13 protein-coding genes are annotated in these 14,346 nt (G+C 58.9%); 8 read left to right on the top strand and 5 right to left on the bottom strand.

Annotated elements, in window-relative coordinates; genetic code table 11:
- Positions 1 to 21 precede the first annotated feature (21 nt).
- The 4 genes from bioF to GC131_00650 form a co-directional block, all read right to left on the bottom strand.
- The gene (gene bioF, locus GC131_00635) at positions 22 to 1,182 is read right to left on the bottom strand and encodes an 8-amino-7-oxononanoate synthase (GenBank protein ID MBI1272579.1); all 1,161 of its coding nucleotides are present in this window, start codon (positions 1,180 to 1,182) and stop codon (positions 22 to 24) included.
- Between the two features lie 3 nt (positions 1,183 to 1,185).
- Positions 1,186 to 3,342: a RelA/SpoT family protein gene (locus GC131_00640; protein ID MBI1272580.1), complete on the bottom strand. Its 2,157-nt coding sequence runs from the start codon at positions 3,340 to 3,342 to the stop codon at positions 1,186 to 1,188.
- A gap of 191 nt (positions 3,343 to 3,533) precedes the next feature.
- Complete coding sequence (locus tag GC131_00645; protein ID MBI1272581.1) at positions 3,534 to 5,453, bottom strand: hypothetical protein; 1,920 nt, start codon at positions 5,451 to 5,453, stop codon at positions 3,534 to 3,536.
- A 102-nt stretch (positions 5,454 to 5,555) separates the two neighbouring features.
- Positions 5,556 to 5,981, bottom strand: a complete 426-nt coding sequence (locus GC131_00650) for a DNA-directed RNA polymerase subunit omega (GenBank protein MBI1272582.1) — start codon at positions 5,979 to 5,981, stop codon at positions 5,556 to 5,558.
- Positions 5,982 to 6,377: 396 nt separating this feature from the next.
- Here GC131_00650 and GC131_00655 point away from each other — a divergent pair, with 396 nt between their 5' ends.
- Positions 6,378 to 7,022, top strand: a complete 645-nt coding sequence (locus GC131_00655) for an NYN domain-containing protein (protein MBI1272583.1) — start codon at positions 6,378 to 6,380, stop codon at positions 7,020 to 7,022.
- Positions 7,023 to 7,093: 71 nt separating this feature from the next.
- On the opposite strand, the gene smpB is transcribed toward GC131_00655, so the two are convergent.
- Complete coding sequence (smpB, locus tag GC131_00660) at positions 7,094 to 7,585, bottom strand: SsrA-binding protein SmpB (GenBank protein MBI1272584.1); 492 nt, start codon at positions 7,583 to 7,585, stop codon at positions 7,094 to 7,096.
- A gap of 84 nt (positions 7,586 to 7,669) precedes the next feature.
- Between smpB and GC131_00665 the strand changes: the two genes are divergently transcribed.
- From GC131_00665 to murJ, 7 genes are all read left to right on the top strand, one after another.
- The gene (locus GC131_00665; protein MBI1272585.1) at positions 7,670 to 9,649 is read left to right on the top strand and encodes a transglycosylase SLT domain-containing protein; all 1,980 of its coding nucleotides are present in this window, start codon (positions 7,670 to 7,672) and stop codon (positions 9,647 to 9,649) included.
- Positions 9,650 to 9,701: 52 nt separating this feature from the next.
- Positions 9,702 to 10,031 carry a hypothetical protein gene (locus GC131_00670; GenBank protein MBI1272586.1) on the top strand — a complete coding sequence of 110 codons (330 nt, stop codon included), beginning with the start codon at positions 9,702 to 9,704 and terminating at the stop codon, positions 10,029 to 10,031.
- Positions 10,032 to 10,127: 96 nt separating this feature from the next.
- Positions 10,128 to 10,826: a pirin family protein gene (locus GC131_00675; GenBank protein ID MBI1272587.1), complete on the top strand. Its 699-nt coding sequence runs from the start codon at positions 10,128 to 10,130 to the stop codon at positions 10,824 to 10,826.
- A 186-nt stretch (positions 10,827 to 11,012) separates the two neighbouring features.
- Positions 11,013 to 11,414 (top strand): hypothetical protein, encoded by a 402-nt coding sequence (locus GC131_00680; GenBank protein ID MBI1272588.1) that lies wholly within the window; start codon positions 11,013 to 11,015, stop codon positions 11,412 to 11,414.
- A complete protein-coding gene (locus GC131_00685) occupies positions 11,414 to 11,752 on the top strand; it encodes a hypothetical protein (GenBank protein MBI1272589.1) in 339 nt (112 codons plus the stop codon). The genes GC131_00680 and GC131_00685 overlap by 1 nt, the downstream gene beginning before the upstream one ends.
- Positions 11,753 to 11,921: 169 nt before the next feature.
- Complete coding sequence (locus tag GC131_00690) at positions 11,922 to 12,680, top strand: hypothetical protein (protein MBI1272590.1); 759 nt, start codon at positions 11,922 to 11,924, stop codon at positions 12,678 to 12,680.
- 49 nt (positions 12,681 to 12,729) lie between these two features.
- On the top strand, positions 12,730 to 14,319 hold the full coding sequence (gene murJ / locus GC131_00695) for a murein biosynthesis integral membrane protein MurJ (protein MBI1272591.1): 1,590 nt from the start codon (positions 12,730 to 12,732) through the stop codon (positions 14,317 to 14,319).
- The last annotated feature ends 27 nt before the right edge of the window (positions 14,320 to 14,346 follow it).

A 14,346-nucleotide genomic window follows, 5' to 3' on the forward strand; every position in this document is an offset into this window, starting at 1 on the left:
TATTTATCAAGATTTTGTGGCCTAGGCCGCGCGGTATTGCCCGGCATCCGCCGCAAGCGCAGCCGCAAGACGGCGAATATCGCCTTCCGCATGCGTGGCCGAGAAGGTCAGGCGCAGACGCGCCGTTCCGCGCGGCACCGTGGGCGGGCGAATGGCGGCGACCAGAAAGCCTTGCGCTTCAAGCCGTTGCGAAGCCGCCAGCGCCGCTTCCTCCGCGCCGTACAAAACCGGCACGACTGTGCTTTGCGGCACGGGTAGGCCAGCGAGGCTGCAAAACAGCTTCGCGTTACCGAGCGCGCGCTGCGCCAGCATCGCGTCCGCTTCGATCAGCTCAAGCGCCTTGATCGCGGCCCCGAGCGTCGCGGGCGGCAACGCAGTCGAATAGATCAGCGAACGCGCCTTGTTCTTTATATAGGCGATAACATCCCCGCCGCCACACACATAGCCGCCATAAGAACCGGCCGCCTTCGACAACGTGCCCATTTGCAAATGCGGTTTCACATTCCAATGCGCCGCCGAACCCCTGCCCCCGCCGAGCACGCCGAAACCATGAGCATCGTCGGTCAGCAACCACGCATCATGCGCCGCCGCCAGCTCCATGATGGCGGGCAGCGGCGCCAGATCGCCATCCATGCTGAACACGCCTTCGGTAATGATCAGCGCGTGCCGCACCGCCGGGCGGTGTTCCGCCAGTTTGCGCGCGAGATCCTGCGTATCGTTATGCGCAAACAAAACGGTTTGCGCGCCGGAAAGCCGCGCGCCACGCTCCATGCATGAATGGTACAGTTCATCGGCAAGAATAATATCGCCCGCCGCGGCAAAACAGGGAATGATGCCTATGTTGGCGAGATAGCCCGAACCGAACACACAGGCGGCTTCCGCGCCTTTCAGCCGCGCGAGTTTTTCTTCAAGCACATCATAAAGCGGGTGATTGCCTGTCACGAGCCGGGAGGCGCCGGCACCCGCGCCATAGCGATCGACCGCCGCCTTGGCCGCGGCGCGCACTTCGGCGTTCTGCGCGAGCCCAAGATAATCGTTGCTGCAAAAACTGATCAGCCGTTCGCCGCCGCGTGTGACGGCCATGCCTTCGGCGCAATCCGTATCCTTGATGGTACGCAAAAGCCCGTGATGCGCAATAGACGCCAGCTTGGCCCGCGCAAAATCGTCAATCGTGCCGCCCATGGGCTAGCGCGCCTTGGCGCGTTCGACCGACGTAACCGCGGTGTTGGCGCGCAGCGCGGCGATGACGGCATTGAGATGCTTGACGTCCTTCACCTCGACATCCACCAGAAGATCGAAGAAATCGGGCGAACGGTTGGTGATCTTCAGGTTGGTGATGTTGCCCTGCGATTTGCCAATGATGGTCGTGACCGTACCGAAGCTGTTGGGCAAATTTGTGATCACCAGCACGAGCCGGCCGACAAGCTTGGCTTCCTTGCTATGGCCATCGTCCCACGCCACATCGATCCAGCGTTCGGGCGCGGCCGCAAAGCTGTCGAGCGTTTCGCAATCGGTCGTATGGACGGTCACGCCCTTGCCGGTGGTGACGATGCCCACGATCGGATCGCCCGGTATCGGGTGGCAACAGCGCGCATAATGCACCGCCATGCCGGGAATAAGCCCCTTCAGCGTCAGCGGCTGATCGCCTTCGCGCGGACGTTGCCGCGCCTGCGCGGTTGCGACCGCCTGTTCGGGCGTTTTTTCCGGCACGCGCAATTTGCGTTCGGGGAACGCGGCATGAAACACATCGCGCGGGGTTTGCAGCGAAGCGCCGATATTTGCGTACAGATCATCAACCGCCTGTGCCTGGAACTGTTTCAGCACCGCTTCGAGCGGTTTTTCGGTGAATTCCAGCCCTTCTTGCTTGAAAAGCTTTTCAAGGATGGAGCGGCCGAGCGTGACATATTCTTCCCGCTGCTGCGTGCGCACAAAGCGGCGCAGACGGGCGCGCGCCTTGCCGCTGACGACGAACCGCTCCCATTGCAGCGAAGGCTGCGAACCTTTTTGCGTGATAATCTCGACCTGATCGCCGTTATGCAGCTGTGTGCGCAACGGCACCATGCGCCCATTTACCTTGGAGCCGACACAGGTATCGCCGATCTGGCTATGCACAGCATAGGCAAAATCGACCGGCGTCGCACCGCGCGGCAGCGCCACCAAATCGCCCTTGGGCGAAAAGCAGAACACCTGATCCTGAAACAGCTCCAGCTTCGTGTGTTCGAGAAATTCTTCGGGCTTTTGCGCATGCTCGACGATATCAAGCAGTTCGCGCAACCAGCGATACTGTTTGCCTTCCGTCTTGCCCGCACCGGATTTGTAGGCCCAGTGCGCCGCAACGCCAAGGTCCGCGACCTCGTTCATATCCTTCGTACGGATCTGCACCTCGATGCGCTGCCGCGCCGGACCGATGATGCCGGTGTGCAGGCTTTGATAATGGTTGGGCTTGGGGGTCGAGATGTAATCCTTGAACCGGCCGGGCACCACGGGGTAGTTGCTGTGCAGAATGCCGAGCACCTGATAGCATTGCTCGATCGCATCCACGACCACGCGGAACGCCATGATGTCCGACAATTGTTCGAACGTCACGTTCTTGCGCTGCATCTTCAGCCAGATCGAATAGGGCGCCTTTTCGCGGCCCGCCACCTCGGCCTTGATCCCCGCCTGCTGCAATTGCTGACGCAGTTCGACGAGAATTTTGTTGATCGCGTCGCTGCCTTCGCTGCGCAGATAGCTAAGGCGCGCCACAATACTGTCGCGCGCGTCGCCGTTCAGTTCGGCGAAAGCAAGGTCTTCCAGCTCGTGCTGCATTTTCTCGATACCGATGCGCTCGGCCAGCGGGGCATAGATATCGAGGGTTTCGCGCGCGATGCGCTTGCGCTTGTCCGCGTTCGGGATGTGATGCAGGGTACGCATATTGTGCAACCTGTCGGCCAGCTTGATCAGCAGCACGCGGATATCTTCCGACATCGCGAGCACGAGCTTGCGGAAATTCTCGGCCTGCTTGGCCTGATCGTTCTGAAATTCGATGCGCGAAAGCTTGGTCACGCCATCGACCAGACGCGCCACTTCCGGCCCGAACAGCTTTTTGATGTCCTCGATCGTCGCGACCGTATCTTCCACCGTATCGTGCATCAGCGCCGTTGCGATGGTCGCGGTATCGAGCTTCATGTCCGTCAGGATGCCCGCAACCTCGAGCGGATGGGAAAAATACGGATCGCCCGAAGCCCGCGTTTGCGTGCCGTGCGCCTTCATGGAAAACACATAAGCCTTATTTAAAAGGTCTTCGTCGATGTTCGGATCATAGGCGCGGACGCGCTCAACCAGCTCATACTGGCGCATCATGCGCGCGGGCTTCGGGTGCGGTTTGGGCACGGCTTCGCCCGCCGCCGCTTCAGCATTCTTGGCGTCGGTCACGAGCGGGAGGGCGGTATCGTCAGGCGCAGTCACGTAAAACCCAAACTTATCAATATGCTGGTTGGCCGATGCAGCCAATCCTATCATAGACCAGTATGGTTAGGGCAACCTTAACCCCATCAAGGGCTTGGCATGCCAAGGAAGCGCCGGGTCCGCCTGTGCTGCGGGTTCATGATGGCTCTTGTAATGTAGCTCGTGCCTTCGGGTGTTCTGGCGCATTTTGCCCATGATGGCGGAACAAACTTCATCGCGCCCTTAACCTGAATTTGCGTACAATTACGCAGCGGCCTGCACAACAACACATGATCCAGACGTTGCCTCCGCCCGCGATTGACCGTGACATATTTCGGCAACGGCTTATTCCCGTAAGCGACGGCCAGAAAATCCACGACGCGCGAGTCGGCGGGCAAATCATAAATCTCGCCGCGGTGATCGACAACACTAATGCCCGTATCTACGACTGTCGGCAGGTCACCCGTACCATTGCCATGGCCCCAAAGCCGCTCACGCACGCTTTGCATGCGCGCACGGTCTTGCTCGCTTGTGACCTGACCGGGAATTTTGTACTGCACGTGGGAAGCAAGGCCGTATTCGGCAAGCCGGTGCATCGCCCAGCTGCGGATCTGCACTTCGAACTTGCGGCCCTTGCCGTCCACCAGCACCGCGTGCAACGCCTGATACCCATTTGGGCTGCGCCGCTTCTGTACGGGGCAGCCCCAGTCATCAACACCGACATAAGGCGCATCCGCATGAATATAGTCAGTTATATCAACAATCTTCAGGCCGCTTTCCTTGAGCGCCTTGAGCGTCTTCCAGCAATCGCGTATGTCACCGGTATGCGTAAGATCCGATGCATTGTCCGCATCACCAACAACAACCCTGTAAGCCGTGCCATCATCCAGGTCCGCGGCACCGTAGTCTGGCTTGTATTTTGGATGAAGAGGATTCCTTCGTTCCTGAATTTTTCCATATGCAGCGGCAACGCGCTTGACCCGGCCGCTAACCTGTGGAGCAAACCTCTGGCCTTTATGGGTACTCCATACATTGCCCTCCAGCGCTTCAAGGATACGCCTTTCGCCGGCTGCAATCATTTTGGCTCCGCCCTTGCCAAACAATTTGCCGCTATACTGATCACCCGTCGGGTTGAAAAGCACCTCCATTTCCTGCTCCGTCCGTTCATAAGCGGACGGATCTCTGTACTTTAAAAGCGAGTCCTTGATTGCGCCAACCGCATCATACCAGCCGATATACTCGGCCATCGGAATGTACAGCTTTTCTGCATACAGAAGCATTTCATCCCGAATTCTTTTGTCCGCAATCTGATCAAGTGCTGAAAGGCGGCGCACCATTTCCGCGATCTTGATCGGAAAAACGCGAACATGCGGCGTGCGCAACATCATGGCCAGGTTCCGCGAAAAGTATTCGTTCTGCTTTTCCGGCTTCAGCTTCATCACATTTTTCAGTGACGGCATGGCGGTCATCAGGGATGCATCCCCGGCGAGCTCCAGCGCCTCGCTCATGGCGCCGGCAAATTGTTGATAGTCTGCGGAATCGCCGCGTGATTTCCGGTATGCCGCCCAGACCTCGCCTTCAATTCTATCTCTTAGATCGGGCCGGAAAGCCAAAATATTCTGGAACAGCGCCGCGATAACCGCTTCTGCTTTTGATTCCGTCCGGCCATCGAGATTAAGACGCGCGACAGAGGCCGCCGAAATAAAATTATGTGTGCGGGAATTAAGGAAGTAAGCCTTCATATCTTTGCGTGAAGTCCAAAGATCCTTGGGCCTTCCAGTCAAGAAGGAACGGACGACATTGCCGCCTCGTCTGATTTCACCATTCAGCCTAAGGGCGACTTTGGCGGCGGCACGCACCAGATCAATATCAATGTCGCGACAATAGTCCTCACAGTCATTGACAAGCTGCGTGATACTTCTGTCGGCACTGCCGGTGACGGACGCCCCGATATCACTGAAATCCAGTGAATCGTTGTGCGCAAAAATGTCATCCGCAATAATCGGTGCGCCGGAGGTATGGTTCATACATCACCTAAAATAACGCAAAATCAAATACAGGCAGGCTTTCGCCAGCTATAAAAAAGGCAAAACAAGCCTCATATGCACATATAGATAGAAACGGGCGGATCAGCGGTCGGTAATGTCCGCGTCTTCAAACGAGGCACCGCCGGAGGCCGGCATATCGCTGGCTACAGTTTCGGTGCCTTCTTCTTCGCCCATTTCCTCTTCGCTGATTTCTTCGTCAGCGCTGTCATCGTTGCCCATGACCCAGCTCTGTTGTTCGCCGGCCATCAGTTCTACAACCTCTTCTTCGGGCTGGTCGGGCTCAACGCGGCGCTGCAGGCCCTTGATGAGGGATTCCTGAAGCGTTTCAAGCTCGAGCTTTTCTTCCGCAATCTCGCGCAGCGCGACGACGGGGTTTTTATCGCGGTCGCGTTCGACCTGCAGCAGCGCGCCGGAACCAATCTCGCGCGCACGGCGCGCGGAAAGAAGAACCAGTTCGAACCGGTTCGGAACCTGCACCACACAATCTTCAACCGTAACGCGCGCCATGTTTTCCTCGTTTGTCAGTCATGCCTTGGAACGATCAGCAAGCTTTGCAGTTAACGTTAACCCGCAACACCTGCTCGTAGCTACCTATAAGCACGAGCAACCTGCCAAAATCAATATCCCGTCTTATGGGCCGGAAGCATACCCGCTTAATCCGGCGCTTGTAAAGCAAAACGGCCCACGAATTGGTTGCAAGCCGGTGCCTTTATTTGGTATGTCTGCCTCTTGTTGCAGTTAATATTTTGCTATAGATTTTTGCAATTGATTCGGGCACTTAGCCTTGCGCGACAGCCCGGATGGCGCTTTAGTGTATTTGGGTGTAGTCTGTAGAGACAGGCGTGTTTTTCAAGCAGGTCGCTATAGTTCAGCCCGTGTTTCAGGATCAGGAAAGGTCTTCGGATGATTTTCTATAAAGAAGAGCGTATGGCCCTTTTTATCGATGGCGCCAATCTGTACGCCGCAGCCCGTGGACTTGGGTTCGATATCGATTACAAGCGCTTGCTTGAACTCTTCGCCAACAAGGGCCGGCTTGTACGCGCCTTCTATTACACCGCGCTGGTGGAAAACGAAGAATACTCCCCGATCCGTCCGCTGGTCGATTGGCTCGATTACAACGGCTACACCATGGTCACGAAACCGACCAAGGAATTTACCGATGCATTCGGGCGCCGCAAGATCAAAGGCAACATGGATATCGAACTCGCGATCGACGTTATGGAAATGTCGGACGAGCTTGAGCATATCGTTATCTTTTCCGGCGACGGGGATTTCCGCCGTCTGGTCGAAGCCGTGCAGCGCAAGGGCGTACGCATCAGCGTCGTCAGCACCATGCGTTCGCAGCCGCCGATGGTGGCCGATGAACTGCGCCGCCAGGCCGATAACTTCATCGAACTCCAGGAACTCGCACCCTTCATCGCCCGCGCCACCCGCGAAGGCGGCCAGCAGGCCCCGGGCCAGCAGCCGATGAAGGAAGTCGCCCAGAACCTCGCCACCTCGCGGCAGGAAATGGAAGACGAAGACGGCGATGTCGAAGAGGTTGCGTAAGCGAACACCCACCCCATCTATAATGAAAAAGCCGCCCCTCGCAGGGCGGCTTTTTTATTATGCGAATTTTCTTAGCCCCGTTCGCGCATCACGCGGCTTTTTTCCCGCTGCCAATCGCGTTGCTTGATGGTTTCGCGCTTGTCACCCTTGGTCTTGCCCTTCGCAAGGCCAATCTCGACCTTCGCAATACCACGCTTGTTGAAATAGAGCGCGAGCGGAACCAACGTCATGCCATCGCGCGCGACCGCGCCCATAAGTTTTCCAATCTCGCGCTTATGCAGAAGCAACGGGCGCGGCCGCCGCGCATCATGCTGTAAATGGTCGCCTGCCTTGCCATAGGGCGCGACATACATATTGAAGATATGCATCTGCCCGCCCTTATCGCCCGCATACGCATCCTCGATGCTCGCCTGCCCCGCACGCAACGATTTGACCTCGGTGCCCGTCAGAATAATCCCGGCTTCGAACGTATCGGCAATGTGGTAATCGAAGCGCGCACGGCGGTTGAGCGCGATCGAGCGCCGCGCCTTCATGCGTTCTTCTTTTTTCTTGTCTGCCGTCATCGTTTCTGCCCGCATTGACTTGACGCGCCCCGCCGCACCCTATACGCACGAGGGAGGCCACGCCGGAACCCGCCCTAACTAACCATGATTGCCCGTTTTTTAACAGCCTGCCGCGCACACGTCATCCTTTTGGCGCTGATCCTGCTGGCTGTGGTATCCGTACCGCATACAGCATCGGCGCAGCAAAGCCTGAGCGATACCGACAAAAAGCATTATAAAGAAGCGTTTCGCGCGCTCGATCGCAAAAAGACCGGCGATGCGCTGGCCTTCGCCCGCCGCGCCAAGGACCAGACCCTGGCCGAGGTGATCAAGGCCGGGGCCCTTGGCCTGCCCGGCAACCCATTCAGTTTCGCCGATACCATCAGCTTCATCGAAACCCATGATGACTGGCCCGGGCTTGATGATATCCGCCGCATGGCCGAAGAAAAAATGCCCGATAGCTGGCCGGCGCAGCAAACGGTCAACTGGTTCACGGCGCACCCCGCCCTGACCATGAACGGTTTCTATCGCCATATGGATGCGCTTTTTGCCACCGGCCAGACCGCACAGGCCGCGTTGCTGATCCGCGGGCGGTGGACCGGCGGCAACTTCACCCGCGACGAATTGCGCGCCTTCCGCGCGCGGTTCAGCAGCACATTGCGCCCGCAAGACCATTGGGCCCGCACCGACCAGCTTATCTGGGATGAAGCCTACGATGCCGCCCGGCGCATGTATGATTTGATATCGACCGACCGGCAGGCGCTGGCCGAAGCACGCATCGCCTATGGAGAAATGGACCGCAATGCCGAGGCGCGCGCCGCACGCGTGCCGGGCAGCCTGCGCGACGACCCCGGATTGCTATACGAACGCTTGCGCTGGCTGCGCAACAAATCGCGCGACGACGAAGCGGTTCAGATACTTTTGCATCCGCCGTCCGATCTTGGCGTGCCGAAAAAATGGTGGGCCGAACGCCACATCATCATGCGCCGCATGATCGAGTTGCGCGATTTGCAAACCGCCTATCAGCTTACCCATAACCATGGGCAGACCGAAGGGCTGGCGCTGCAACAAGCCGAGTTCATGGCCGGGTGGCTCGCCTTGCGCTTCTTCAATAAGCCGGAGCATGCTGCCAAAAGCTTCTTGAACCTGTATAACGGTGTTTCCACGCCGGTTAGCAAATCGCGCGGCGCTTACTGGCTCGGCCGCACCTATGAATCGTTGCGCGATACCGCGACCGCGCGTCACTGGTACGATATCGCGGCAACGATGGGTACCACCTTCTACGGTCAGCTCGCGCTCGCGCGCCTGCATCCCGGCGGCATGCTCAAGATCGCAGAGCCAGACGTGCCGGAAGCCGCGCGCAGCGCCTTCAAGCGCGGCGTCACCGCCACGATTATATGGCAGCTGCAACAAATCGGGCAGAATGACCGTACGGAAAGGTTCATGATCGCGGCCGCATGGCACGCGACCGCACGCAACGATTACGCCCTGCTCGCCGAACTTGCGAAACGCATGGGCAAGCCGGAACTGATGGTCAAGGCGGCCAAGAAGGCGGCGGCCAAGAACTTTATTTTGCCCGTCAGCGGTTTTCCCGTTCTTGATAACAAGCTTCCATCCCGGCCCGAAGCCGCCCTGATCCATGCGATCATCAGGCAGGAAAGCATGTTCAAGGCAGACGCCGTCAGCCCCGCCGGCGCGCGCGGGCTCATGCAACTTATGCCGAGCACGGCGCGCATGGTCGGCAAGAAACAAGGTATCAAGGTTTCAAATACGACGCTGTTCGGCGAAAGCACCAACATACGGCTCGGCAGCGCCTATCTGGCGGAGCGGATCGATGGCTTCGGCGGTTCGCTGCCGCTGGCGATCGCGGCCTATAATGCGGGGCAGACCCGCGCACGCCAGTGGATCGAGACATTCGGCGATCCCCGCAGCCCGCGACTCGACCCCGTTGACTGGATCGAATTGATCCCCATCTATGAAACGCGGAACTATGTGCAGCGCGTGATCGAGAATCTGCAGATATACCGTGCAAGGCTGGGCGGCGGGCAGGCGGCGCTTGGAATCATGGACGATTTAAGACGGTAGCCAAGCCTGCCATAATTTTGCTAGGATTGGCCTGCAAGAGTGGGAGCCTGATATGAACGAGCTGCTGACCACATTAGCGCTGTTTACCACCTTTACCGCCATCGGCGCGGGGGTGATGTGTGTTCTTTGGCTGCAAAAGCTGCGCCGCGCACTCGCCAAAGCCCTGAACGAGGCCACCAACCAACAGATTCGTACAACCCAACGCCTCGCGGATGCCGTGAGCGCTGTGCAGCGCCAGCAAAAAATGTATGAACAACAACTGCACAACCTCGCGCAGGCCAATATGCGGCTGCGGCAGGAAGTTGTGGCGGTCGCACAGCGCGTCGAGCGCGGCGAAAGCGAAAACCGCGCCGACAACGGTTCGGACCGGATCCTGCACTAGGGCTCCGCGTGCAGCCGGGGTCTTGAATTCCCCGCAAACATACCCATATCCATCATACGCGCCGCAGACCAAACCTCCCACAGGCAATGGTGATCGATGCTTACAATCCGCCCCGCCGCTTCGCGCGGCCAAACGACCGCCGGCTGGCTCGATAGCCGGCACAGCTTTTCCTTTGCCGATTATTATGACCCCGATCATATGGGTTACCGCAGCTTGCGCGTCATCAATGACGACAGTATCAAGCCCGGCGCCGGGTTCCCCACGCACGGCCACCGCGATATGGAAATTGTCACCTTCGTGATGCAGGGCGCGCTTGCCCACAAAGACAGCCTCGGCAACGGCGCCAGCATCAGCCCGGGTGAAATCCAGCGCATGAGCGCGGGCACCGGCATTCGCCATAGCGAATTTAACCCAAGCAACGATAACCCCACCCGCCTGCTGCAAATCTGGATCATCCCCGAAGCGCAGGGCACGGAACCGGGCTATGAACAGAAGCATTATGACAAAACCACAACCAGCGGTCGCTTCGGGCTGATCGGTTCCCGCGACGGGCGCGATGGTTCCGTGCAAATCAGACAGGATGTAAACCTGTATTGCGCCCATTTGCCGGCGGGAATCACTGCCAGCTTCGCGCTGCCGAAGGACCGTTTTGGCTGGCTGCAGGTCGCGGAGGGTACAATTTCGGCGAATGAGCAAGAATTAACGGACGGCGATGGCGCATCATGGAATGACCCGGCATCAATTACTTTCAAGGCCAAGAGCGATTCCACTATCCTCTTGTTCGACCTTGCGTAAGTATTTTTTGGAAATAACTGCGCACAATTCCGGTCAAATTTTATCTAAGATTTCTGTAAGTAAAACAATGGGTTAAAGCGGTTTTTTTTAGCCGGAATTCACCTGTTGTTAAGCATGCCAATGCTATTCCTGAATGTACGGAAGGCATTACGACGAAGGCCATTTTTTAAAGATTTGGATAGAACGATGAAACAGGATCGCCTCCTCCAGCTCGCACGCAACGCCCTCATGGTCGCCGGCCATGAAATGGGCAAGGAAGGCGATCATTGGCCCGTGATCAAGGCCACCATCGCCGGCATCACCAAGGATTACGAAGAACTGCAGATCGAGCGCGCCGTGAGCGCCGAGCTTGAAGAACACATGGGCGATATCGTCTGCGAATACGAGGAAATGCTCGCAAGCTGCGACAACCCTGCGCTGCGCGCCGAACTGGAGCCCGTCGTGCGCGAGATGCGCGATGTGTATGAAGCGAATTTTGCCCCCGTCGATCACAGCAAGATCGGCAGCCCCGAAGACAAGGATGCCCCGGGCTTCGTGCCGTGGCGCAGCGCCGGTCATATCATCAAGAGCTTGATGGAGAAGAACTGATGCAGACCCATGAAACGAGCAACGGTTTTCCGACCGAAGTTGATCTTATCAACGAATTGGCCGGGTTCCCCGAAGACGTGGTGAACGAGAAGCGCGCGCGCCGCAAGGGCGGCCGCGATTCACTCGGTCACTTCAGCAAACTCGCCCGTACGGTAGCGGTGATGGCGAAGCGCCACGGCGCCAAGGCGGTGATGGCCAAGGCCAACAACCTGATGAACCGCGTCAGTCAACTGGTCAAGGCCGTGACGCAGCCGACGAAAACCGCAGCCAATGTCGCGTCCGCCCGGCCCGCAGCCGCGGCACGGGCAAGCTTCAATCCATCGCCCCGACCGAATTAGCGCGCAACAGATCCCATCATGTTCCCCTGCATGATGGCACCCCCGAAGCCCGGATGGCCGCAACCATCCGGGCTTTTTTCTGTGGCCCGCACACCGGCCATGGTTGACGCTGGCAGCCGGTTGCGCCTATGCGTTATGGAACCAACCTTTGAACTGACGGTTCCCGCCCGTGCCCGAAATAATCGCCCCGGTCATTAGCGCCCTTCTTGGCCTTCTCAGCGCCTGCTTCGCCGGGCATTGGGGCTGGCGCATGGCCGACCGGCTGCCGGGAGAACCGGCCTGGCCGCAATGCGCCTATTGCCAGCGCGCCGCAAGGTGGTGGGAATTGCTGCCGGTGCTCGGTTGGCTGATCCGGCGCAAGCCGCTCGCGCTTGTTTGCCCCTGCGGCCAGCGCGGCATGCAGTGGATGCAACCGGCGATGGAGATCATGGGCATGCTGCTTGGGCTCTATGCCGGGCTGATGTTCGGCTGGTCGTGGGCGATGGTATGGCTCAGCCTCTGTTTCGGTATTTTGCCCGCGATTGCGCTGATCGACCTTTATTTCGGCATCATCCCCGATATGCTCAACATCGCGCTCGCTGTGCTCGGGCTCGCATGGCTTCTTGCGGGCGGCGGGGAGCTGACGACCGGCCTCGCGATCGCCGGGATCATGCTGATGTTCGCGCTCGCGCTCGCGCTCGGTTACAGCAAGCTGCGCGGCAAGGATATGCTCGGCTTCGGTGACGTGAAGTTCTTCGGCGCCGCCGGGCTTTGGCTGCAGCCCGAATTGCTGCCCTGGTTCCTGATCATCGCGGGCGCGCTCGGCGCCGTGGGCGGCCTGTTGTGGCAGCGTGCGGGCGGCGGGGAGCAATCCCCCTTCGCCCCCGCCATGGTGATTGCCTTCGCCGGGTGCCTGATGCATCAGGTCGCAATGGCCGCTTTTGCCTGAACCCCAGAAAACGCTGGCCTGATTCCCGCGGACGGATTACTCATAGTCCATGCATTTCGCCCGCGCCCTCTTTACCGTGAGCAGCCTGACGATGGGCAGCCGCGTCGCCGGTTTTATCCGCGACGTGGTAACCGCCGCGCTGCTCGGCGCCGGGCCGATGGCGGACGCCTTCTTCGTCGCGCAACGCCTGCCCAACCTGTTCCGCAACCTGTTCGCCGAAGGCGCCTTCAACGCATCCTTCGTACCGCTTTATACATCCGAACAACAAAAGAACGGTGCGTCACAAGCACAGCATTTCGCGGGCGAAGCGCTGGCGATGATGTTGCTGATCCTTATTCCCTTTACCGCCATCGTCATCTTCGGCATGCCATGGATCATGTACGGGCTTGCGCCCGGTTTCGCCGACGATCCGGAAAAATATCACCTCGCGGTCAGTTTCAGCCAGATCACCTTCCCCTACCTGCTGCTGATTTCGTTGACCGCGCTTCAAACCGGCGTGCTGAATGCGGACGGCAAGTTCGCGCCCGGCGCGGCAGCGCCCATTCTCTTCAACATCATTATGGTGATCGGCCTCTTCATGGCCGCGTTGTTTGGCTGGCACCCGGGCTATACGCTGGCAATTTCCGTCACAATCGCAGGCGCGGTGCAGTGCGTGTGGCTTTGGGCGTTTTGCCGCCGCTATAAAACCTTTATCCCGCTTTTGTGGCCGCAATTGTCGCAGCGCGTGCGCTTGCTGTTCAAGCGCATTGGCCCCGGGGCGCTTGGCGCGGGTGCGGCGCAGATCAACCTGCTGGTTTCCACCATCCTCGCTTCGCTGCTGCCTTCGGGCGCGGTTTCATACCTGTTCTATGCCGACCGGCTCAATTCGCTGCCGCAAGGCGTGATCGGCGTCGCGGTCGCGACCGCGCTGCTGCCCATCCTTTCGCGCCATGTCGAAGCGGGCAACGAAGGCGCGGCGCGCCATTATTTCAGCCGCGGAATCGAAATTTCTCTGGCCATCGGCCTGCCCGCCGCCATCGGGCTGATGCTGGCGGCGGAGCCGATCATTCGCACCCTGTTCGAACATGGCGCGTTTTCGGCGGATGATACGCGCGGCACTTCGCAGGCGCTGATGGCATACGCCATCGGCATCCCCGCTTTTCTGCTGGTGAAGGTTTTAAGCGCTTCACTGTTCGCGCGGCACGATACCGCGACGCCGGTGAAGGTCGCGATCGTGGCCGTGATCAGCAACATCGTGCTGACTCTTCTGCTGCTGGAACCGTTGCAGCATGTCGGCATTGCGCTCGCGAACGGCATTGCAACATGGATCAATGCCGTTCTGCTTTATTACTTCCTGCACAAAAGCGGGCGCGTGCTGGCGGACGAACAGCTGAAAAAACGCCTGCCGCGGCTCGTGCTGTGCTCGGCTATCCTGGCGGGAATCGTGTACGGGCTTGATTTTCTGCTGGCGGATTATTTCGTCGCCGACAAGCTGATGCAGGAAGTTGTCGCACTGACCGTTCTGCTGGGCGTTTCCGTGCTGGCTTTCGCGGCACTGGTGCAAGCCACGGGCGCCTGGCGCTGGCAGGATATGGTCACTATCCTGCGCCGCAAAAGCGACAGCCCCGCAGCCGATAGTGACAACCTGCCGCCAGCCTGATATTCAGGGCTATCAATCGCGGAGCCT

It is taken from the genome of Alphaproteobacteria bacterium (genome assembly GCA_016124955.1).
GTDB lineage: Bacteria > Pseudomonadota > Alphaproteobacteria > UBA9219 > RFNS01 > RI-461.

Coding starts and splice junctions, on each gene's coding strand:
- bioF (MBI1272579.1), bottom strand. CDS start 1,182: ATGGGCGGCACGATTGACGATTTTGCGCGGGCCAAGCTGGCGTCTATT.
- GC131_00640 (MBI1272580.1), bottom strand. CDS start 3,342: ATGATGCGCCAGTATGAGCTGGTTGAGCGCGTCCGCGCCTATGATCCG.
- GC131_00645 (MBI1272581.1), bottom strand. CDS start 5,453: ATGAACCATACCTCCGGCGCACCGATTATTGCGGATGACATTTTTGCG.
- GC131_00650 (MBI1272582.1), bottom strand. CDS start 5,981: ATGGCGCGCGTTACGGTTGAAGATTGTGTGGTGCAGGTTCCGAACCGG.
- GC131_00655 (MBI1272583.1), top strand. CDS start 6,378: ATGATTTTCTATAAAGAAGAGCGTATGGCCCTTTTTATCGATGGCGCC.
- smpB (MBI1272584.1), bottom strand. CDS start 7,585: ATGACGGCAGACAAGAAAAAAGAAGAACGCATGAAGGCGCGGCGCTCG.
- GC131_00665 (MBI1272585.1), top strand. CDS start 7,670: ATGATTGCCCGTTTTTTAACAGCCTGCCGCGCACACGTCATCCTTTTG.
- GC131_00670 (MBI1272586.1), top strand. CDS start 9,702: ATGAACGAGCTGCTGACCACATTAGCGCTGTTTACCACCTTTACCGCC.
- GC131_00675 (MBI1272587.1), top strand. CDS start 10,128: ATGCTTACAATCCGCCCCGCCGCTTCGCGCGGCCAAACGACCGCCGGC.
- GC131_00680 (MBI1272588.1), top strand. CDS start 11,013: ATGAAACAGGATCGCCTCCTCCAGCTCGCACGCAACGCCCTCATGGTC.
- GC131_00685 (MBI1272589.1), top strand. CDS start 11,414: ATGCAGACCCATGAAACGAGCAACGGTTTTCCGACCGAAGTTGATCTT.
- murJ (MBI1272591.1), top strand. CDS start 12,730: ATGCATTTCGCCCGCGCCCTCTTTACCGTGAGCAGCCTGACGATGGGC.